This is a genomic window from Haliscomenobacter sp. (assembly GCF_033763495.1).
GTDB lineage: Bacteria > Bacteroidota > Bacteroidia > Chitinophagales > Saprospiraceae > Haliscomenobacter.
Genome location: NZ_JANRKL010000152.1, coordinates 26,318 through 47,048, shown reverse-complemented (window position 1 = coordinate 47,048; position 20,731 = coordinate 26,318). Strand labels below are relative to the sequence as shown.

Sequence of the window (20,731 nt, the reverse complement as noted above, 5' to 3'; positions counted from 1 at the left end):
TAACATGAAGTGGCAAATACTGCGGTTAAGTTGAAATGGGTGATCTTTAGACTTGATTTGAGTTTTGCGAAAATAAGTTTTATTCACTGAAATAAAATATTTTATACATTACTTAAACGTTAAATAATTATATTTTTTTATGACAAAAACAAAGCTCAAGATGAAGATATTGTGAATTTTATTCTTTCCTTTGCAGCGCAATTATCAGACAGCATTAAAATCACGCGACATGTTCCTTTTCATCGGCCAATTGATTGATTTCATTCTCCATATCGACGATCACCTCCTGGAAATGGTCAACCAGTACGGGAATCTGGTTTACATCATTTTGTTCCTCATTGTTTTTGCTGAAACAGGGCTGGTCGTCACGCCAATCCTTCCTGGGGATAGCCTTCTGTTTGCAGCTGGGGCCTTGGCTGCCAGCGCCCAAAAACTAGATATCGTCCTTTTAATCATCCTGTTTTTTGTTGCTGCGGTATTAGGCAATACCGTAAACTATGCCATTGGCCGTTATTTCGGCCCGCGCATTTTTCAAATCAAAAGCCGTTGGATCAAAACGGAATACCTGGAGCGGACAAAGGCTTTTTATGACAAATACGGTGCAATGGCGGTTGTGTTGAGTCGTTTTGTGCCCATCATGCGCAGCTTTGTCCCTTTCGTTGCCGGAGTTGGGCAGATGAGTTGGGGGAGCTACATGTTTTATACCATTTTCAGTGCTTTTATTTGGGTAGTGCCAATTACCTTATTAGGCTATTGGTTTGGCAATGTGCCGGTGGTGAAGGACAATTTCAGCCTGGTTGTATTGGGTGTGATTGGGATCAGTGTATTGCCAATTGTCTTTCAGGCAGTGAAGGGATATTTTTCTAAAAAGAAAGAGGCGTAGACAATAATGTTTCAGCCACAAAGGCACGAAGACACAAAGCACTGTTAATTAATAAATTTGTGCTTGGTGCCTTTGAGCCTTTGTGACTAATCTCCAAAAAATACATTATTCAAACAGCTCCACCTTGAAATCGTCTACAAAAATTTGATTGCGGTTGGCATTGAAGAAAAAACAACGCAGGTCGTTTTCAGGATTGTACAAATTGCCCGTTAGCGGCAGTTCCAGGGAAACTTCGATCCACTTGTTGATGCCCAACTGGCCTGTAACTGGTGCCGATTGTACCTTGAGTGGTGTAACCTTGGGATCCCATACCTGAATCACCATTTCAACTGAAGAATTGGCCGCTGGCAACAATACAAAAGCAGAAAATTTTACCTTTTTGTATTTCTTGGATGAAATTTTGTTGAATTTCCGAATGAAGCCAATGCTGTATTCCAAGGTAGAATCAATGGCGTAATAACACTCTCCACTGTGCGCTTTGCCTTTGTCTACTTTTTCATTGAAGCCATAAAACGCTTCAAAATCATTCAAATAAACGTTTTCATTTTTTACGCCACCCTTGCCTCCACACGAAGAGAGGCTAAATGCTATGGCGAAACCCAAAACAAAGGTCAATAAACTCGATTTGAACATGATTGTAATGGTTGATTAGTGAATTTGGGCGCAAAATAGGGAAAAAGAGATAAAAGATGAGAGATGAGAGATGAAAGCGGTAATGTCATCTTTCATCTTTCATCTTTCATCTTTCATCTTTCATCTCTGTATTTGCAGCCAAAAAGATCCCCCATGCTGCTCGACCCCCTGTAAGTTTGGATGATCCCAGAGTGGTGTCAGAATTTTCCGCAATTCGGGGTCTTGATCAACAAAATAATTCGGCATCAGCGTGGCAAAACGGCCTGGATTGGCCAGAATGAAGGCGGCCAAGCCATATTGTTCCGAATAAAAGCGATCACACATGAACTGCGGGTAATCGTAAGGCAAATAAATGTCGTGAATGTGGACAATCACTCCTGGTTTGAGTTTTGGTAAAACTTCCATAAAAAACACCATGGCGTCCGAGTTGGGCAGGATGCGGTGGGAGTTGTCCACGAAGAGAATATCATTAGGTTCGAGGTCAAAGAGGAAATCAAAGTTCGTTTGTTCAAAAGGAGCACGAATGACCTGATCCGCCAGATGGTCTATTTCAGCCCGTGGCATCGGATCCATCGAGATGATTTGCGTGCTCAAGCCATTGTCCCGAATGGCGCGACGAGCCACTTTGGTTGAATTCCCGGAGCCAATTTCCACATATTTTTTGGGTTGAAAAATGGGCAAAAAGGCATAAAGGATGCTGATGTCCAAACCGGGCAAAAAGCCATTGTTCCAACCCGGTTGGCTGAGGTCCTTTTCCTGGCTCAAGGGGCGAATTGCCTGAATTTGGCTTTGGTATTGCATCACCTGCGCCAACAAAACGCCATATTCTCCCCGGCGGGCATTGATGTGCTGGTACAACAAATCATGAGGAGGCTTGCCATGACCATACCGCGGCTGAAAGGCAACTTTGTACTCTAAAAAAAGGCTTTGAAACCGGGGATGGAGAAAACGATAGAGGTTTTTCATAGAGATGAGAGATGAAAGAGGAGAGATGAAAGGTAAAAAAGTGGTAATCCCCTTCTTTCATCTTTCATCTCTCATCTCTCATCTTTAAGTTTAAGGTTTCATCACCCCTTCCTGAATGGCTTCTTCCTGATAGCCACGCAATTGGACGGGGTCTTGTTTTTTGCGCAAGCGCATATTCAATGCCTCTACAAAGAGGGAGAAAGCGATGGAGAAATAGAGGTAACCTTTAGGTACCGTACCTACTTCTGAGCCAGCGATGCTGAGGTGGGCAAGGTGTGCGCCTTCAGCGATCAACATAAATCCAATCATGATCAAAAAGGCCAAGCCCAACATTTGAATCGTCGGGTGACGGTTGACAAAACTACCCACGGGTCCGGCAAAGGCCATCATGATCAGGATCGAGATGACCACGGAGACAATCATGATGGTCAAATCCTTGGTCAAACCTACGGCTGTCAGAATCGAGTCAAATGAGAAAACAATATTGATCAGGGCAATTTGAATGATGACTTTGGGTAAAGAGGCAAAAATTTTGGAGCCTTGATTCATATCATCGTCCACAGCATGCGCACCTTCCAGTTTGTGGTGAATTTCGCTGGTCGCCTTATACAAAAGGAACAAGCCCCCTGCAATCAGAATCAAACTTTGCCCCGTGAAACCCGCGTGGAAAAATGATCCATGAAAGTTGAGGATGGGATTTTGCATGGCAATCAGGTAAGATATACCAAACAGCAAAATAATCCGAAAAACCATGGCCAACAACATCCCGATGTTACGGGCTTTGGCTTGATCACTGGGATTCAATTTGTTGGCTGCAATCGAAATAAAAATGATGTTGTCTACCCCCAATACAATTTCTAAAAAAGTAAGGGTGAGCAGACTGATCCAAACTTGGGGATCGGCAAAATTCGGCATTAAGAGTGTAGTTGATTCCATATTGGCTCTACTGTGTTTTTTGCAATGTTAGTGAAATTCTGTGGGCAGAAATTGAATTTTTACGGACTTTTGCCTTACAAATTTTTTCTACCATGAAGTATCGCCGATTTACCAGTCAGGAACTGCAGGGCCTTGAGTCTGATTTCACCCGTTTTTTGGCCCTCAATGGCATCCCTGCCAGCGATTGGGTTCAACTCAAGGCCGATCAATCCCCCAAAGTGGACGAATTGGTTGAACAATTCAGCGATGCCATCTTTGAACGCACCCTTCAGGAGCTGACCTTTCTTGAATTTCACAGCCCCAAAGATATCAAGACCTTCCATTGCCAAAAGGAAAAAATCGTTTTAGTGGGATTGACGCTCGACGGAGCAAGCGAATCTGACGTTTTTGGGCCAGAAAACACGGCTGAAATTTTGCAAAAAATTGAAAGTGGTGCAATCAAAGCCAAAGTCTATACTGCCGAAAAAGGGTATCAAAATGGGGACAGGGAGGCAGAGTTGTTTAGAATGATTGAAAACGGAGCTCGTATTTCCAAAGATGGGCATTTGTTCAAAGCGCTATCCAGTAGCTTAATATGACACAAAAAAAATTCTGCATTATTAGCGCATGAATAAAACTTTCAAAAAATTGCTAAACTCCCGACGCAATATGACCAAACCAACCGGAGCAAAAACGACATGGGGTTTCAAATGGACGACCATTGGCTGCAAATCAATGTCTTTGCGCTTTGAGGCCAGTTTGATTAATTCCAGATCAAATAAATAGCGATCGATGCGGGTCGATTTTAACACGCTCAAACCCTTTTGAGAAAAACCCTTTAAGCCACCCTGGGAATCCGTAATTTTCACTCTTAACAGGGTTCGGATCATCAATTTGAGCATTTTGGAAATAAAAGCTCGCCAAACGGGCACGTTTTGGTAATAATTATCCGCCCGAGTCCCTACTACAATGTCTGCCTTGGACTCCTGAAGCCGCTGTATCATCCCGATCAAATCCTCATCGCGGTAAGGAAAGTCAATGTCCGTAAACAAAACACAAGTAGCATCTGCAACTTCTGCACCCTTGCGAATGGCATAGCCCTTGCCACGGTTTGGGGTATACTGAATTGGGTAAAAATAAGGCAATGCCTGGTGCAATTTTTCAAAATCCTGTTCACTGACATTGCGCAGGCTCCCATCATTGACCAAAATGATGCGGATTTGAAATTGGGGTGCCAAGGTCAAAATGTGTTGATAGGATTGGATGATATTGTCTGACCAGCCGGAGATGGGATTGTAACAAGGTAGGATGATGTCGATTTTCATGTGGCTGGATACTAGTGTTGGGCTATTCTTCCAATAAATCAGGGCGACGCTCTTGCGTTCGGCGCAAAGCCTCATCGTAGCGCCAGTCGTCGATGGCTTTAAAGTTACCGGAAAGCAGGACTTCCGGTACGCCCCAGCCTCTGAACTCAGCGGGGCGGGTATAAACGGGCGGTGCCAATAGATCGTCCTGGAAGGAGTCAAAAAGGGCCGAAGTTTCATCGTTGAGCACCCCCGGAATCAAGCGCCCGATGGCATCAACCACCAGTGCGGCTGGCAACTCACCACCTGAAAGCACAAAATCGCCCATAGAAATTTCCATGGTGATAAAATGTTCCCGGATGCGCTCGTCAATGCCCTTGTAATGCCCACAAAGAATGATCAGGTTTTCCTGCATGGACAGGCGATTGGCCGTTTTTTGGTCAAAACGTTGGCCATCGGGGGTCATGAAGATCACTTCATCGTAAGTACGTTCCCCTTGGAGTTTTTCCAAACAGGCCACGATCGGCTCCAACATCATGACCATACCTGCACCACCACCAAACTGATAGTCGTCCACCTGCCGGTGTGGGCCGAGCCCATATTCCCGCAGGTTGTGGACTTCAACTTGCAGCAAACCCTTATCCCTAGCTCTTTTCATGATCGAGTGGGCGAAGGGGCTGTCAAGGAGGTCCGGTTGGACGGTGATGATGTCGATGCGCACGATAAACAGAAATGATGAGTGATGAGTGATGAATAATGAATGATGAGAGATGAAAGATAAGGGATGAGAGATGTTGCCACGGCGTTTTTGACGATGACCTTGTCTAAGTCTCTGCGGTAGCATCTTTCATCTCTTATCTTTCATCTTTCCTCTCTCATCTTTATTTAGTTGATTTTCAACAATTCAACTTCGAAGATCAAAGTTGCATATGGGCCAATGTCGCCACCCGCTCCACGCTCACCATACCCCAGGTTATAAGGGATGAAAAACTTGTATTTTGATCCCAATGGCATCAGTTGCAGGCCTTCTACCCAGCCCTGAATTACTTGGGTAACACCGAAGGTAGCTGGTTGGCCGCGATTCACTGAGCTATCAAAAACGGTACCATCCAACAAGGAACCATGGTAGTGTACGGTGACTTTATCGCTGGTGGTAGGTTTTGCACCTGTGCCTGGTTTCATCACTTCGTATTGCAGGCCGCTGGCAGTTGTTACTACACCTGGGCGTTTTTTGTTTTCTTCCAAAAACTTCTTGCCTTCAGCAATGTTGCCTTCAAATTTTTTGGCTTGCTGAGCCTGAATGTATTGAGATACCGACTCGTTGCACTTGGCCAGATCTACACTTACCCCAGCAAGGGCATCGGCCACACCTTTGGCCAATTGGGCAGGGTTTACGTCGCCCAAGCCTTGTTGCTTGAGGTTTTGGGCAATCAAGATACCCAGGTTGTAACTAACAGAATCCATTTTACTCATTTGATTTTGCGCCCAAAGGCCGCTGATGAACAAGGAAAATACGATGCTTAGAATCGTGATCTTTTTCATGTTTTTTGGTTGATTGAATGAAGCTGGGAAAAAGAACGCACAAAGGTAAAAAATATTGATTAATGTGCCGTTTTGCGGGTTGGGGATTGGAATAAATGATTGCTTACTCATTCCAGCGATACGTTGGCGGATCAAAACCCGCCAAATCCAGCACCCGATCCACCACTGTCAGCGCCAATTCCTCTATCGTAGCCGGCTTTGAATAATACGAAGGCGTAGCCGGGCAAATGATGCCTCCAGCTTCCGTCACAGTCTTCATGTTGTTGATGTGGATCAGGCTGTAGGGCGTTTCGCGCAGAACCAGGATGAGTTTGCGGCGCTCTTTCAGGATTACGTCCGCTGCACGGGTGCTTAAATCGCTGGATACCCCTGTGGCAATTCGTCCCAACAGCCCCATCGAACAGGGGCAAACGATCATGGTACCATATCGCGCCGAGCCCGAAGCAAAGGGGGCCATGAAGTCATTTTTGTCGTAAAAATCAAAAGGGTATTGCTCGTAATCCCGATTACCCAGCTCGTACTCCCAGTTGAATTTGGCATTACCACTCATCACCACCCCTACCCTAGCCCATTGCTCGGGCATTTGTTGGAGCCGATCCATCAACAATTTGGCATAAATCGCCCCACTGGAACCACCAATTGCTAGGACTATTTTTTGTACATTTGTAGGCATCCGGACGTAGTCATTTGAAAATGTAGGTTAATCCAACTTTCAAAGGATTTTCTCGTTATGTTGGTAACGCTTAAATGATTAAAACATGAAAAAAGTTTTGTTTGGGGTGTTTTCAGTAGTTGGTCTGGCGCTGGCTATGTATGCTTTTTCGCCCCTTAAAAAAGGTGACCAGGCACCTCAATCAACTGGTAAGGCAGTGGCCATCAAATGGATGAGCTGGCAAGAGGCAGTTGAGGCCAACAAAAAAGAAAAAAAGAAAATTTTCATCGACTGTTATACCGATTGGTGCGGTTGGTGCAAAAAAATGGACGCTTCTACTTTTAAGGATCCCCAGGTTGCCGAGTTGATGAACAAACATTTTTATGCAGTCAAATTTGATGCTGAGCAGAAAGAAAACATCGTTTTTGACAACCATACTTTCAAGTACATAGCCAGTGGATCGCGGGGTGTGCATGAGCTGGCTTATGCGTTGCTGGACGGACAATTGGGTTATCCCGCTTTTGTTTACCTGGATGAAAAATTCCAAAGGGTGACCATCTCTCCTGGTTACAAAACGCCAGAGCAAATTATGCCTGAATTGAAGTTTGTTGGAGAAGGCCATTACAATGGTAAAACGTATGAGCAATACGTGAAGAGCGTTAGCAATAAAAATTAGCCTAACAAGCACGAAGGCACAAAGAGGATTAAGGAAAATGACCTCTTTGTGCCTTCGTGTCTTCGTGGCAAAACTCCTTTAGCGATCACAAAGTGACGCCAAATAGCTTTGCACGTATAAATCTACAGCCTTACGTTTGTACTGCATGATGAAACGGGGGTGTGCCAGGGGAATAATTTCCTGAAAGTAGCCGCGCTGTGCATTGAGCTGTTGCAAAAAAGCATAATTTTGCCCTTCGCCCAGGCAAAAACATTTGTCCCTACGCATTTGGCAGTGTTCAATCATCGCTTCCAAATGGTACTCAATAAAAGGGGTGGCGGCTTTTTGTAAAGGTTTTTCGTCATAATAATTGTAGTTTTTGCCATTCTTGACAAAACCAAAAGGGCAAACAGAGCTGATGAAAAAGTGGTCATAAAAAAGTTTAGGGCCACCATAGGCATGAATAACCTGGTACACAAAATGAGCAGAGAGTTCTGCTTTTTTAGGGAAAGTACTGGAAATACCCAATTCTTTTTCCAAATGAAGAGGGTCGGTGAACGCAACATTGGTGATGCCTCCGCCAAATCTGCCCGGGTTAATGCCCAAAATCAGGTGGCGAGGCTCAGTATCCGCATAGAATTTTTCTAAAAAAATTTGAAAAATAGCTCTGGATTCCTGAATTTCACCCAATGGATTCAACCATTCTACCCCCGGAGGTAAATCAGGCATGTGGTCTGCAAGATTGGAAAAATGGGTAGAAATGCGTATTGCAAGATTCATTGCTGTATATTTGCGGTTTATTTCGGGCTTTTTATCCAAAAAGTGCGGGAATAAATGGTAAATTTACGTACTTCGTTGAACGAAATCGGGATTATCTACGTTTTGATCCTGATCACAAGATTGCTAATGTTTTTTGTTTGTTTATAGTTTATGTGGGTGCTCTCCTTAAAGGAGCACCTTTTTTATTTTTTGGAATGTCGTTATAAAACCTCCGCCAATACAAAAATACTGCCTCCTACATATATCACATCTTCTGCTTGTGCCTGACGACGGGCTGCTTTCAACGCATTTTTGACCGAGCTATAGGCTCTTCCTTTGCGACCTTGCTCTGCTGCTGTTTTTTGAAGTACCTCCGCTTCTAGTCCTCGCGGAATATCTGGCTTGGCGAAGTAATAAACGCCATCAATCGGCAATTGCGGCAACATTTTCACCAAATCTTTATCTCGCAGCACCCCAATAACCAGGTGCAGTTTTTGCCGGGGAATTTTGGCCAATTGCTGCATAGCCATTTGAATTCCCGCTTCATTGTGGGCACTGTCGGCAATGATGGTCGGATTTTCCCCCAACAATTGCCAGCGCCCCATAAAACGGGTCAATGGAACAAGATCGTTTAAGCCAGTGATGATGGCAAGATCATTAATTTCCCAGGCTTTTGGCAGCTTGGAAACGGCTTCCAAAACGGTTTGTACATTCAGCATCTGATAATCCCCGTGCAAATTGGCCGCCAATTCAGGATACCATACTCGCTCATTTTTTTTTACCTCAAAATAACTGTGGCTTACATTTTCTGCCAATAACCTTACTTGAATGTGTTGATCGGCAAAGCTAATCGGAGCGTTTTTTGCCCTAGCTGTGGCTTCAAATACCGGGGCACTCTCCGGGTGGGTTTCACCAATTACTACTGGTATGCCAGGTTTGATGATGCCTGCTTTTTCCGCAGCAATCTCGGGTAAGGAGTTTCCCAGGAATTGCATGTGGTCAAAACTGATGTTGGTAATGACGCTGAGCACCGGGGTAATCACATTGGTGCTGTCCAGCCTGCCGCCCAAACCAACTTCTATGACCGCTACCTCTACTTTGCGTTGGGCAAAATAATCGAAAGCCATCGCTACGGTCAGTTCAAAAAAAGAGGGTTGCACCTCCGCGATGATGGGCTTCATTTTTTCCACAAAATCGATCACATACTGGCGCGAAATGTACTGGCCATTGATCTTGATGCGCTCACGAAAATCGCGGTAATGCGGCGAAACGTACAAGCCTGTTTTAAATCCTTTGGCTTGCAGGATAGCGCTCAACATATGGGAAGTAGAGCCCTTACCATTGGTACCACCAACGTGGATGGATTGGAATTTTTGCTGTGGATTGCCCAGGTATTCCAGCAGGGCCAAGGTATTGCCAAGGTCTTTTTTGTAAGCTGCTGCTCCAATGCGATGGAACATGGGGAGTTGGGCGTAGAGGAAATCGAGGATTTGTTGGTAGGACATGAGCGTTCGGGCGGGCTAGATGGGAATCATTAAAGATTTCAGCTAGCATCAAGCTACGCCTAAGAGCCTCTGCCCCTGCAAACTAGGATCGATTGATTCTAAATTGAGGACTAATTTGAACCCCGAAGGGGTGACAGGATTATAGAAAAAACAGGATGAGGATGTGTTCGAACCCCGAAGGGGTGACATTATTTACCCTCACCTTTTACTTCATCATACCACCCCTTCGGGGTTTCTCTTGATGGAATAAACGCGATTATTTTTCTATAATCATGTCACCCCTTCGGGGTTCAAATCCTAACCATTCGACCCTGCCTTCAGGGTTAGGAGGTTCTTAGACTATATTATTGTACTTTGAATCGATAAGTTACTGTACCACACTGCCGATCTGCATCACCTGCGGAGAATCTCCATTTGCGCGCATTGCTGATGGCCAGGTTGACCAGAGTACTATTGGTGGTGGTTGATCCTTTCTGGGTGAAATCAGCAGAAACAACAGAACCATTGGGGTCTACACATACGGCAATAACGACAGTACCTTCCAGTGAAGAGTTGTCGGTGATTCGGGGTGCCGTTACCACGCTTCGATTGCCTAAACTTCCGCCGACCGAGCCCGTTCCAGTGGTAATTCCTTCCAGGACCTTGGAGTTGGGGTCACCATCAGGATCACCCTGATTACCAGGCTTTCCCGTATTGCCTTTACCCGTACCTTTGCCTCCGCCACCGAACAAGCCACCAATTTGGTCTTTGGTTGCTTTGGCTTCCGCTTCTTTACGGCGTTTTTCCTCATCGGCCAGGCGTTGCTTTTCCGTGTTTTCACGAGCAATCCGGTCCGATTCTTCTCTGGCTTTGCGGTCTTTTTCCTGGCGTTCGCGCAGGGCAATGGCAGCGGGGTCCTCGGTAGTTACCGAAGGTTTAGGCTCAGATTTATTGGGTTTGCTTGGGGGTGGCGGATTTTTTTTGTCTGGCAGTGCAGGCGTTTTTTCCGTTGGGTCAGGCTTCACATTGGGTGGAGCAGGAGTTGGAACGGGCGGCCCGGGTGTATTTTCTTCCCCTTGCCCAACGTCTGGCAAGCCCAAATTGACCAAAACCCCTTCAACTGGAGGAGGAGGTGGAGTTGGCGTTTTGGTATGGGCAATCAACATCAGTAAGATCAGCACAATGTGAATGACTGTACTGATGACCAAGCCCTGGTTTTTTATTTTGCGCTCAAATGCCGATATTTTCATAGCCATGATGATCGTACTTTACCTTATAAACAAATGCTTACTCCAGTGTGTTCAATATCGCACTAATGCCCAGTTGATACGTAAGGTCCATGATTTCAACCACGTTTTCCACTGGTGCTTCTGGCGATGGAGAAACAGTAACAAATACTTCTTCCAAACTGTTTTCGCGCAGCGACTTCAATTGTTCCTGTACCAGCAGTAAACTAGCCAGGCGTCCATTCAGCGAATAAGTTCCATCCTCCTCAATGCCTACATCAATCAGCTTGTCTTTGGCTTTATTGGCTGTAGTAGCTGAATTGCCGGGCAGCATCAAATTCAAAGCACTGGGAGCCGTTAAAGTTGAAGTCATCATAAAAAACATCAAGAGGATGAAAATGATGTCGGTCATGGAGTTCATGCCATGTTCACCTTTTCCTTCCCGGTCTCTATTGCGTAAGTTCATGTCCGTGTGGTTTAAGTGTGGGGTTCAGTTGCCAGAATGGCCTTGGTTCCGAGGCTGTTGGCGATTTTGATCACGTCCGTCACTTTGCGAAATTTCACCCCTTTTTCAGCAATAATGGTTACGGTTACATCCTCGTTGGCTGCTTTTTTTTCCTGAATGGTCCGAGCAATCACGTCTTTCAACTCTTCTTCGGTGATAGGATTGTCATTCACTTCATAGCCCAAATCGCCAGCCCTGATTTCAACGGTTATTTTGATGGGCGCTTTGGCCCTTGAAAAGGATTTCGGCAACTCAAAGGGAACGATTCTGATCAGCGTAGAGGTGAGCATGAAAAAGATGAGCAACATAAAAATAATGTCGGTCATCGAGGAAAGATTCACCTCTGTTAATGCCTTTTTTCTGGTGCGTATCGCCATAATAATAAGTATAAAGCTGATGAACAAGAACAAAAAATAGTGCCTCCGCAGGCGACTAGGTTGGCTCCTGAAGCATATCGATAAAGTCGAAAGTACTCAACTCCATATTGTCCACCACCCGGTCAATCATACCATTGAGCAGATTATAGAAGATAAAAGCCATAATCCCAACGACCAATCCCAATGCAGAAGTAAACATTTTGACGTAGATACCACCTGCAATAACCCCGATAGTCAGGTTGTTGGATTCGGCCAAAGAGGAGAAAGTCTGGATCATACCCGCAATGGTTCCCAAAAAACCGAACATGGGGGCAACCCCCGCAATGATGCTGAGGATGTTGAGGTTCTTTTCCATTTTGGACAATTCTACCTTGCCCACGTTCTCGATGGCGTGTTCAATGTCGCGTACTGGCTTACCAATGCGCATGATCCCCTTTTCCACCATCATTGCAACAGGCGAGCCGCTGGCCTGACAGAGCGCTCTTGCTGCTGCCACATTACCATTTTTTACATTGGCTCGAATGTTGTTCATGAAGTTTTCGTCCACTCTCGAAGCTCGCTTAATCATTCGATAGCGCTCAAAGAAAATGTATACGGCAATAAAGGACATCACGATGATCAAAAAACTGATGATTACCCCCGCAGGGCCACCTTCCATCAATAAGTCGAGGGTGCTTCGAGAAGCAACACTTGTATCAGACACAGCTTCTTGTGTAGTCGTATCCAAACCAGCTTGCAGTAGCAGAAAGTTCAGTAGCATGGAAAAAGATGTTTTTAGATTAGTTCGTATTTTCGCTTCAAAACGAAGTACTTTCGCGGATAAGTATTTTAACCGCGCCCAAATTTAACAATTTAAGATTTCCTTAATCCAAAACTTTAAGGAATTTGTTTTTGTTTTTTAGTAAAATACACGATCTTGCGCGACCTAAATGAACACAAAGTAAACCTCTAATTAAAGTTTCCTTAACATCAAAAGTATTACTGCCTCATTCCCAGGCCCGTTAAATCAGAATAAGTTCCCAACATTGCGAAATCCAGTTGAAACGATTACTAAATACTTTTTTTGAAAACAGATAAGATAGATGACAAACTTTCCAAATTCAAAAGCCGGGTTAATCCGAATTGGCGTGTTTTATGATGGCCATTATTTTTTACAGGTAAGCAACTACTACAATTATGTACACGAACGCCGTAGCCGGATCAGCATTCGTGGATTACATGATTTTGTACGCAAACAAGTGGCCATTGAAGAAGATGAAGAATTTCACCGCTGCCAAATCATTGATGCCCATTATTTCCGTGGCCGCCTGAGTGCCAGTGAAGCCAGTCAACGCGGGAATTTATTGTATTTTGAGCGCGCTTTCGACGACATTCTGATGAGCGAAGGGGTATCGGTACACTACCTACCTGTACGCAACTTTCACGGACGTTGGCAAGAAAAAGGGATTGACGTATGGCTCGCCCTGGAAGCCTTTGAAATGACCTTTTACAAACGATTCGATGTCGTAGTAATCCTGGCAGCAGATGGCGACTATGCTCCACTCGTGCGCAAATTGCACTCATTGGGTAGCCGGGTAATGTTGTTGCACTGGAACTTTGAATACACCGACGAAGAAGGCAATCGCTTCAGCACCCGTACCTCTAACGATTTGGTAACCAGTTGTGCTTACCCAATTGCCATGCATGAGATCATTGATGATTTCTCTCCCAAAAGTGAAGCAATAGTAAGCAGTCTGTTTGTTCCAAAAACGGAGGCAAAGGTTTCACACAAACAGGGCACCAGTTGGCAACCAGGTGGAGAATCTTCGGGGGATGATGAATTTCATCAGAGTACCATTCTTTCTCTTAAGGAAGGCTATGGCTTTATTAAATTTCCACCCAACAACGTCTTTTTTCACTTTAGCAGCCTGATCGATTATGATTTCAATGACCTTGAAATCGGCGATAATGTATCTTTCTCTCTTGAACCCAAGGAGGATGGACGTATGATGGCTAAAGAAGTATTTGTGGTTGAGCAATAATCACAAAAAAATTGTAAGATAAAAGGGCCAATTTTCAGGAGTCAACTTTCTGGATTTTGGCCTTTTTTAGTTGAGGAGGTTGAGGAGTTGAGACCAGCACTTCGGCTTCGCTCAGTGACCAGCCTCAACTCCTCAACCTCCTCAACTAAATAAAAAAATTCTCCGCTTTCCCTTTTCCCTTCCAAGTTAATTCCTAAATTTGCGCAGTTAGCGAAAATTCGCTAAAATTGACAACGCCAATTTCAACCTATCAGAACGCCGCTTTTAACATGAAAAGAATCAGAAAAGCAGCGGTATTGGGTTCGGGAGTAATGGGTGCTGGTATTGCCTGCCATTTGGCCAACATTGGTTTGGAAGTACTCATGCTCGACATTGTCCCTTTTGACCTCAAAGACGAGGACAAAAACAACCCTGCCGCCCGCAATCGCATCGTCAATCAAGCTCTGGATAATGCCCTCAAATCCAAGCCTGCCGCTTTGTTTGACAAAAGCTTTGCCAGTCGGGTCAAAACCGGCAACTTTGATGATGACATGCCCAAAATCGTGGATTGTGATTGGATCATCGAAGTTGTTGTCGAAAATTTAGACATCAAAAAGAAGGTTTTTGACAAAGTAGACCAGTACCGTAAGGCCGGGTCTTATGTCACTTCCAATACCTCAGGTATCCCGATCCATTTGATGCTGGAAGATCGTAGTGAAGATTTTCAGCAACATTTCTGCGGTACCCACTTCTTTAACCCACCCCGCTATCTGCGCTTGTTGGAGGTCATCCCAACGCCCAAAACCAAGCCGGAGGTGGTGGATTTTTTCATGCAATACGGTGACATCCATTTGGGTAAACAAACCGTTTTGTGTAAGGATACTCCTGCCTTTATTGGCAACCGCGTGGGGGTATACGCCATGGCAAAAATCTACCAGTTGACTACTGAACTGGGGCTGCGCATCGAAGATGTGGATGTTTTGACTGGTCCTTCCCTCGGACGCCCCAAAACGGGTACTTTCCGCTTGGGTGACCTGGTCGGGCACGATACTGCTGCCAATGTCATCAAAGGAATCAAGGCCAATTGCCCCAACGACGAGCAAGCAGGAGCATTTAGTGTACCTGGTTATTTGCAGTTCCTACTGGACAACAAGTTTTTGGGCAACAAAACCGGACAAGGTTTTTACAAAAAAACCGCTGATAAGGACGAAAAAGGCCGCCCGGTCATACTGGCGCTCAACTTGAGCACCCTGGAATATGAGCCATCGAGCAAATCGGATCTGGCCAGCCTGAAATTGAGCAAAAACATCGATGACCTACCCAAACGCATTTGTGCATTGTACGATGCGCCCGATGCAGGCGGGCAGTTGGTACAAAAGTCGCTCAATGGCCTTTTTGCCTACTCTTCCAACCGCATTCCAGAAATCACTGACCAACTCTATAGCATCGACGATGCCATGAAGGCGGGTTATGGCTGGGAGTATGGTCCATTTGAATATTGGGATTTGATTGGTTTGAAAAAAGGCATTCAAAGTGCTGAAGCCCAAGGTGAAAAAATAGCCGACTGGGTCAAAGAAATGCTCGCTGCCGGACATACCCGCTTTTACAAACGGGAAGGAGGCCAACGCCTCTGCTACGATCCGGCAAAAAAAGCCTATGCCAGTATCCCCGGCCGCGAATCCCTGATTGTCCTGGACAATTACCGCGATCAGTCTCCAGTGTTTAAAAACAATGAAGTTATCCTTCATGACATTGGCGATGGGGTGCTTTGCCTGGAATTCACCAGTCCACACAACTCCATCGGTGAGGGGGTATTACGCGGAATCAATGAAGCGATCCAGATTGCGGAAGATGGCAATTGGAACGGCTTGGTTATCGGCAACAATGGGACCAACTTCAGTGTAGGCGCCAATATTTTTATGATCGCCCAACTGGCTTACCAGGGCGAGTTTGAGGAATTGAATATGGCCGTCAACATTTTCCAACAAACGACCTTGCGGGCACGCTATTCCAGCATCCCTGTGGTGGTCGCTACCCAAGGTTACGTGTTTGGGGGAGGTTGTGAATTGTTGATGCATGCTGATGCGGCTACCGTTTCGGCAGAATCTTATATCGGTTTGGTGGAAGTGGGCATTGGAGTCATTCCTGGTGGCGGCGGCACCAAAGAGTTTGCCGTACGTGCTTCAGACGAATTCAAAGAAGGTGAAGTGTTGATCCCCACCCTGGTGGATCGTTTCAAAACCATCGCCACGGCTGGAGTAAGTACCTCTGCTTCTGAAGCTTTCAACTACCGCTACCTGTTGCCCGAGCGCGACGAAATCGTGATGAACAAAGACCGCGCCATCGCCGAAGCCAAGAAAAAGGTTCTGGAGCTCGCGCCCAACTACACCCAACCTTTGCCCAAAAAGGTAACTGTACTGGGGCAGACGGGTTTGGCCGCCCTCTATGTGGCTGCCAATGAACTCAAACTGGGTCGCTACGCCTCCGAACACGACATCAAAATTGCCAAAAAAATTGCCTGGGTGCTCTGCGGTGGTGACCTCACGGGAACCCAAGTGGTTTCGGAACAATACTTACTGGATTTGGAGCGTGAAGCTTTCCTCAGCCTTTGTGGTGAGCAAAAAACGCTGGAACGCATCCAATACATGTTGCAGAACAACAAACCGCTGCGCAACTAAGGAACTCCTAAATAAAACCAGCCACCCCGTGGATTTATCCGTGGGAGGCCATATAGATCACCAACCCATGACTTTAATCGTGGGCTAGTCGAAGACTATGGAAGCATACATCATCAAAGCATATCGCTCCGCCGTTGGCAGATCCAAACGCGGCGGCTTCAAAAACTACCGCTCCGATGACCTGGCGGTAGACATCATCAAACACCTGATGGCACAGGTCCCCGAAGTTGACCCTAAATTGGTTGACGATGTGTTCGTAGGTTGTGCCAATCCTGAAGGTGAACAAGGTTTTCAAATCGGGCGTCAAATTTCACTTCGCGCTCTGGGTCAGGAAGTACCGGGTGTAACCGTCAACCGTTACTGTGCCTCCGGGCTGGAAACCATTTCGATGGCCGTTTCCAAGATTCGCGCGGGCATGGGGCACATTTATCTTGCTGGCGGAACCGAAAGCATGAGCATGATCCCGATGACCGGGTACAAGCTGGCTCCTGCGTACTCCGTAGCCAGCACTACCCCCAACTACCTGGCCAGCATGGGGCATACGGCTGAAGCGGTGGCTCATAAATATGGGATCAGTCGGGAGCAAGCCGATGAATTCGCTTTGCGCTCCCACCAATTGGCAGGCCAGGCCATCGACGCAGGTAAGTTCAATGATGAGATTGTGCCCGTAAAGGTCAAAGAAGTGTTTGTTCAAAACGACAAACGCGTTGAAAAGGAATTCACCGTAGCCATGGACGAAGGCGTTCGTCGCGATACCTCCCTGGCTGGTTTGGCTGCGCTTAAACCCGCTTTTGCCAATGGTGGAGTGGTCACCGCAGGTAATTCTTCTCAAACTTCTGACGGGGCTGCCTTTGTCCTCGTGGTGAGTGAAGAAATGGTCAAACAATTGGGGTTGAAACCAATTGCCCGGATGATCGGCTGTGCTGTTGGTGGAGTGGACCCTATGTACATGGGCATTGGCCCTTGTGCTGCCATTCCCAAGGCGGTAAAACAAGCGGGGATTTCGCTCAGCGACATTGATTTAATCGAACTCAATGAGGCCTTTGGTGCACAGGCATTGGCTGTAATTCAGGAAGCCGGATTGGACAAAGACAAGGTCAATGTCAATGGTGGTGCCATTGCACTGGGACACCCGCTGGGATGTACCGGAGCAAAATTGTCCACTCAATTGTTCCACGAATTGCACCGTCAAAATAAAAAATACGGTATGGTCACGGCCTGTGTAGGTGGTGGTCAAGGTATCGCAGGCATTTACGAAATGGTATAAGCGCTAAGGGGCATAAAACACAAGTGCTCGTTTTGCCCCGCTACTTAGCCTTAACTCGGCACCTTTTTTTATGAAAAAATGTCCAACACGCAGGGTTATAACTGTATGTTGGACATTTTTTTTAACTTACCCTTTTAAAACTAAGTTACATCAATGACTAAGGTACCTTTCACCTACAATGCAGACTCTTTTAAGGTAGCCATTGACTGCATTGTTTTTGGATTTGACAAACAGGAGCTCAAACTATTGCTGGTTCACCGCAACATGGAACCGGCCAAAGGTCAATGGTCTTTGATGGGAGGTTTTCTGAGTCAGGAAGAAAGCCTGAATGACGGTGCCAAACGTATTTTATTCCAATTAACTGGTTTGGAGGACATTTATCTCGAACAAGTTTATTTATTCGGGGACATCCATCGCGATCCGGTTGAACGGGTAATTTCGATATGTTATTACGCCTTGATCAAATTGGAAGATTACGATGAAGAGTTGGGCAAAAGCCACGATGCCCACTGGTTTCCCATCAAAGCCCGGCCAGACCTCATTTTTGACCATGAACAAATGGTGGATGCGGCACTTTACCGTTTGCGCAGAAGAGCAGGTTATCAACCCATTGGGTTTGAATTGTTGCCCGAAAAGTTCACCATGAAACAATTGCTTAGCTTGTACGAAGCCATTTACGATCGTGATTTTGACGAAGGTAATTTCAGCAAAAAGATGCTCTCCCTGGGTATTTTGTTCAAAACCAACGAAAAGCTGCGCGGTAGTTCCAAAAAAGGCTCCTTCCTGTATTCATTTGACCAGGCTGGTTATGAAAGTGTAAGGGAAAAAGGGTTTAGGATCATCGGCTAGGGCTGCATCCACTTTTACCTAACCTTTTTGGCCGGCACATTGCTTGAAATCCCCTTTTTATCCAGGTAAAAACGCCGCAATTTGAGTCGAAAAAATCGATAGTATAGTTTGCTGTAATGTGGTAGCAAGTGGTACAGGAAGTAACGAATCTCTTCGATGCGGTAAATCAAATACGCAAAAAAGACCAGGAACAACACTGCACCTATTGCCGCGCTCCAGGGAGTCCACGAATGGCTCCCCAATGATCGTACCCCAAGACCAAACCAGGTACCATACAACAACACGTAATGAACACTGTAAATCACCAGCGTTTCCCCGCCTATTTTCATCACCAACGGAGGGATGTTTTTGAAAATTTTAGTGATCCAGATAAAAATGGAAAAGACAATGAACACGTGCCCCAGCCGCCAAAATGAGGCATTGTTGTAAGTGGCCAGTCTAAAATGATCAATGGTGGTGAGGTAGTGCAACCCATTCAGGATATCGTTCACTGAATAATGGATCCAGATCCCCAAACTGATGAACAACAATGGTGCCCAGTGGGTATGGTAAAAATTGGGCCAACGATTCATGTGCCAACCTACCACCCCTCCAAAGAGGGAAAAACCAATCCAGGGGAAAAGGGTAAAAGTTGAGCCGTGATCCTTGATGAAATAATTCTGCAACACAATCGGCAAACCCGACCAATCGTAGGTTTTGACATCTGGTGAAATCAAAAAAGCGGTCAACGCCAACACAAAATACATCAAGGGCAAAGGAATGCGGGTATATTGATGCAATATGAATACCGCGATAACGGTAAAAATGGCCAGTCCAATGATGTGAAATACATCCACAAAGAAGAAGGAGGGAAAGAATTTGAAGCTAAATACGTAAAGAAAATTCCACTTGAGGATATAGCCCAAAAACAACAACAACAAAACCCTGCGCAGCCCCTTTTGAATGCGTACATTCTGGTACCAGGGTCCCGAGTCGCGCAGCATCAAAAACACAAAAATCGCGCCACTCACAAAGAAAAAGATCGGCGCGGTAAGTCCTCGCATAAAATGCCAGGTCCAATAGATGGGGTTGGTCAGATCGCGATAGCGGTCATCGAGCATGGTATCTACGAAGTGGCCTTGTAACATCATCATGATGGCATAAGCCCTCAGTACATCCAGGAAAACAATCCGCTTTTTGGGTGTTGCATTAAATACGGGAAGAGATGGCGAAACGGTGCTCAATGCTTTGGTGTTGTTTTTGTCAAAGGTTTCGGCAGTTAGACGTACAATGGTATAAAAAGTAATGCCCTAGCTCCGAAAACTTGCGCAAAATTAGGTAAAAAATATACTTTCGTGCAAACCAATTGGAACCACCAATTCCAATTTTAACGTTTAATGCTGTAACTCAAACAATTCATATGGTTGGCATCATTATGGGATCGGATTCAGACCTACCGATCATGCGGCAAGCCGCCGAAATGCTCAAATACTTCGACATTCCGTGCGAAGTGACCATCGTTTCGGCGCACCGCACCCCCGAACGGTTGTTTCACTACGCCAAAAATGCCCATGAGCGCGGTTTGAAGGTCATTATTGCCGGGGCGGGTGGCGCAGCACATTTGCCTGGAATGGTGGCTTCCTTGTCGCCCCTACCGGTAATTGGGGTACCAATCAAATCTTCCAACTCGATCGATGGTTGGGATTCCATTTTGTCCATCCTGCAAATGCCCAATGGAGTACCTGTGGCAACCGTGGCGCTAAATGCGGCTAAAAATGCAGGGATTCTGGCCGCTCAAATCATTGGGGCACATCATTCCACCGTCCTGGATAAGGTAGTGCAATACAAGCAGGAACTGGAAGAAGAAGTTGCTGTCAAATACCGCAAACTGGAAGCGGAAGGATACGAGGAGTACGAGCGGGCGAATAAAAAATAATATGAGTTCATTTAGTTTTTTTTACCGCAGAGTTTCACAGAGTACCCGCTGAGTTTCGCGGAGTTTTTAAGTTTTAAGGAGTTTGCCACCTGCGGTGGCTGGAGTTTGTGCTCCAGGAAAA

The 20,731-nt window shown here is 45.7% G+C and carries 22 protein-coding genes; 8 read left to right on the top strand and 14 right to left on the bottom strand.

Annotated elements, in window-relative coordinates:
• Positions 1–229 precede the first annotated feature (229 nt).
• Positions 230–883 (top strand): DedA family protein, encoded by a 654-nt coding sequence (locus SFV55_RS15890; RefSeq protein WP_320030510.1) that lies wholly within the window; start codon positions 230–232, stop codon positions 881–883.
• Between the two features lie 105 nt (positions 884–988).
• Here SFV55_RS15890 and SFV55_RS15885 read toward each other — a convergent pair whose 3' ends face one another.
• The 3 genes from SFV55_RS15885 to SFV55_RS15875 all read right to left on the bottom strand — a co-directional run bounded on the left by SFV55_RS15885 (position 989) and on the right by SFV55_RS15875 (position 3,418).
• On the bottom strand, positions 989–1,516 hold the full coding sequence (locus SFV55_RS15885; protein ID WP_320030509.1) for a hypothetical protein: 528 nt from the start codon (positions 1,514–1,516) through the stop codon (positions 989–991).
• A gap of 120 nt (positions 1,517–1,636) precedes the next feature.
• Positions 1,637–2,482 (bottom strand): class I SAM-dependent methyltransferase, encoded by an 846-nt coding sequence (locus tag SFV55_RS15880; RefSeq protein ID WP_320030508.1) that lies wholly within the window; start codon positions 2,480–2,482, stop codon positions 1,637–1,639.
• A gap of 90 nt (positions 2,483–2,572) precedes the next feature.
• Positions 2,573–3,418, bottom strand: a complete 846-nt coding sequence (locus SFV55_RS15875) for a TerC family protein (protein ID WP_320030507.1) — start codon at positions 3,416–3,418, stop codon at positions 2,573–2,575.
• A 92-nt stretch (positions 3,419–3,510) separates the two neighbouring features.
• On the opposite strand from SFV55_RS15875, the gene SFV55_RS15870 reads away from it, so the two are divergent.
• A complete protein-coding gene (locus SFV55_RS15870; protein WP_320030506.1) occupies positions 3,511–3,996 on the top strand; it encodes a DUF6495 family protein in 486 nt (161 codons plus the stop codon).
• 21 nt (positions 3,997–4,017) lie between these two features.
• On the opposite strand, the gene SFV55_RS15865 is transcribed toward SFV55_RS15870, so the two are convergent.
• From SFV55_RS15865 to SFV55_RS15850, 4 genes are all read right to left on the bottom strand, one after another.
• Positions 4,018–4,722, bottom strand: coding sequence for a glycosyltransferase family 2 protein (locus SFV55_RS15865; RefSeq protein WP_320030505.1), 705 nt, complete (start codon positions 4,720–4,722; stop codon positions 4,018–4,020).
• A 22-nt stretch (positions 4,723–4,744) separates the two neighbouring features.
• Positions 4,745–5,422, bottom strand: coding sequence for a tRNA (guanosine(37)-N1)-methyltransferase TrmD (gene trmD / locus SFV55_RS15860; RefSeq protein ID WP_320030504.1), 678 nt, complete (start codon positions 5,420–5,422; stop codon positions 4,745–4,747).
• A gap of 164 nt (positions 5,423–5,586) precedes the next feature.
• Positions 5,587–6,243, bottom strand: a complete 657-nt coding sequence (locus tag SFV55_RS15855; RefSeq protein ID WP_320030503.1) for an FKBP-type peptidyl-prolyl cis-trans isomerase — start codon at positions 6,241–6,243, stop codon at positions 5,587–5,589.
• A gap of 103 nt (positions 6,244–6,346) precedes the next feature.
• Positions 6,347–6,916: a UbiX family flavin prenyltransferase gene (locus SFV55_RS15850; RefSeq protein ID WP_320030502.1), complete on the bottom strand. Its 570-nt coding sequence runs from the start codon at positions 6,914–6,916 to the stop codon at positions 6,347–6,349.
• A gap of 85 nt (positions 6,917–7,001) precedes the next feature.
• Between SFV55_RS15850 and SFV55_RS15845 the strand changes: the two genes are divergently transcribed.
• Positions 7,002–7,571: a thioredoxin family protein gene (locus SFV55_RS15845; RefSeq protein ID WP_320030501.1), complete on the top strand. Its 570-nt coding sequence runs from the start codon at positions 7,002–7,004 to the stop codon at positions 7,569–7,571.
• Positions 7,572–7,649: 78 nt separating this feature from the next.
• Here the strand turns inward: SFV55_RS15845 and SFV55_RS15840 are convergent, their stop codons facing one another.
• The 6 genes from SFV55_RS15840 to SFV55_RS15815 all read right to left on the bottom strand — a co-directional run bounded on the left by SFV55_RS15840 (position 7,650) and on the right by SFV55_RS15815 (position 12,661).
• Positions 7,650–8,330 carry an SMUG2 DNA glycosylase family protein gene (locus SFV55_RS15840; RefSeq protein WP_320030500.1) on the bottom strand — a complete coding sequence of 227 codons (681 nt, stop codon included), beginning with the start codon at positions 8,328–8,330 and terminating at the stop codon, positions 7,650–7,652.
• A 200-nt stretch (positions 8,331–8,530) separates the two neighbouring features.
• Positions 8,531–9,814 (bottom strand): folylpolyglutamate synthase/dihydrofolate synthase family protein, encoded by a 1,284-nt coding sequence (locus SFV55_RS15835; RefSeq protein ID WP_320030499.1) that lies wholly within the window; start codon positions 9,812–9,814, stop codon positions 8,531–8,533.
• A gap of 344 nt (positions 9,815–10,158) precedes the next feature.
• Positions 10,159–11,049, bottom strand: coding sequence for a hypothetical protein (locus SFV55_RS15830; RefSeq protein ID WP_320030498.1), 891 nt, complete (start codon positions 11,047–11,049; stop codon positions 10,159–10,161).
• A 31-nt stretch (positions 11,050–11,080) separates the two neighbouring features.
• Entirely contained in the window at positions 11,081–11,485 is a 405-nt protein-coding gene (locus SFV55_RS15825) for a biopolymer transporter ExbD (RefSeq protein WP_320030497.1), read from the bottom strand.
• Between the two features lie 11 nt (positions 11,486–11,496).
• The gene (locus tag SFV55_RS15820; protein WP_320030496.1) at positions 11,497–11,901 is read right to left on the bottom strand and encodes a biopolymer transporter ExbD; all 405 of its coding nucleotides are present in this window, start codon (positions 11,899–11,901) and stop codon (positions 11,497–11,499) included.
• Positions 11,902–11,956: 55 nt separating this feature from the next.
• Positions 11,957–12,661: a MotA/TolQ/ExbB proton channel family protein gene (locus SFV55_RS15815; RefSeq protein WP_320030495.1), complete on the bottom strand. Its 705-nt coding sequence runs from the start codon at positions 12,659–12,661 to the stop codon at positions 11,957–11,959.
• A 322-nt stretch (positions 12,662–12,983) separates the two neighbouring features.
• Here SFV55_RS15815 and SFV55_RS15810 point away from each other — a divergent pair, with 322 nt between their 5' ends.
• The 4 genes from SFV55_RS15810 (at position 12,984) to SFV55_RS15795 (ending at position 18,695) form a co-directional block, all read left to right on the top strand.
• On the top strand, positions 12,984–13,922 hold the full coding sequence (locus SFV55_RS15810) for an NYN domain-containing protein (protein ID WP_320030494.1): 939 nt from the start codon (positions 12,984–12,986) through the stop codon (positions 13,920–13,922).
• A gap of 269 nt (positions 13,923–14,191) precedes the next feature.
• Positions 14,192–16,579, top strand: coding sequence for a 3-hydroxyacyl-CoA dehydrogenase/enoyl-CoA hydratase family protein (locus tag SFV55_RS15805; protein WP_320030493.1), 2,388 nt, complete (start codon positions 14,192–14,194; stop codon positions 16,577–16,579).
• A gap of 97 nt (positions 16,580–16,676) precedes the next feature.
• Positions 16,677–17,846 carry a thiolase family protein gene (locus SFV55_RS15800; protein WP_320030492.1) on the top strand — a complete coding sequence of 390 codons (1,170 nt, stop codon included), beginning with the start codon at positions 16,677–16,679 and terminating at the stop codon, positions 17,844–17,846.
• Positions 17,847–17,999: 153 nt separating this feature from the next.
• A complete protein-coding gene (locus SFV55_RS15795; protein ID WP_320030491.1) occupies positions 18,000–18,695 on the top strand; it encodes an NUDIX hydrolase in 696 nt (231 codons plus the stop codon).
• Positions 18,696–18,709: 14 nt separating this feature from the next.
• On the opposite strand, the gene SFV55_RS15790 is transcribed toward SFV55_RS15795, so the two are convergent.
• The gene (locus tag SFV55_RS15790) at positions 18,710–19,918 is read right to left on the bottom strand and encodes a heparan-alpha-glucosaminide N-acetyltransferase domain-containing protein (protein WP_320030490.1); all 1,209 of its coding nucleotides are present in this window, start codon (positions 19,916–19,918) and stop codon (positions 18,710–18,712) included.
• A 176-nt stretch (positions 19,919–20,094) separates the two neighbouring features.
• Here SFV55_RS15790 and purE point away from each other — a divergent pair, with 176 nt between their 5' ends.
• Positions 20,095–20,610: a 5-(carboxyamino)imidazole ribonucleotide mutase gene (purE, locus tag SFV55_RS15785; protein ID WP_320030489.1), complete on the top strand. Its 516-nt coding sequence runs from the start codon at positions 20,095–20,097 to the stop codon at positions 20,608–20,610.
• Positions 20,611–20,731 lie beyond the last annotated feature (121 nt).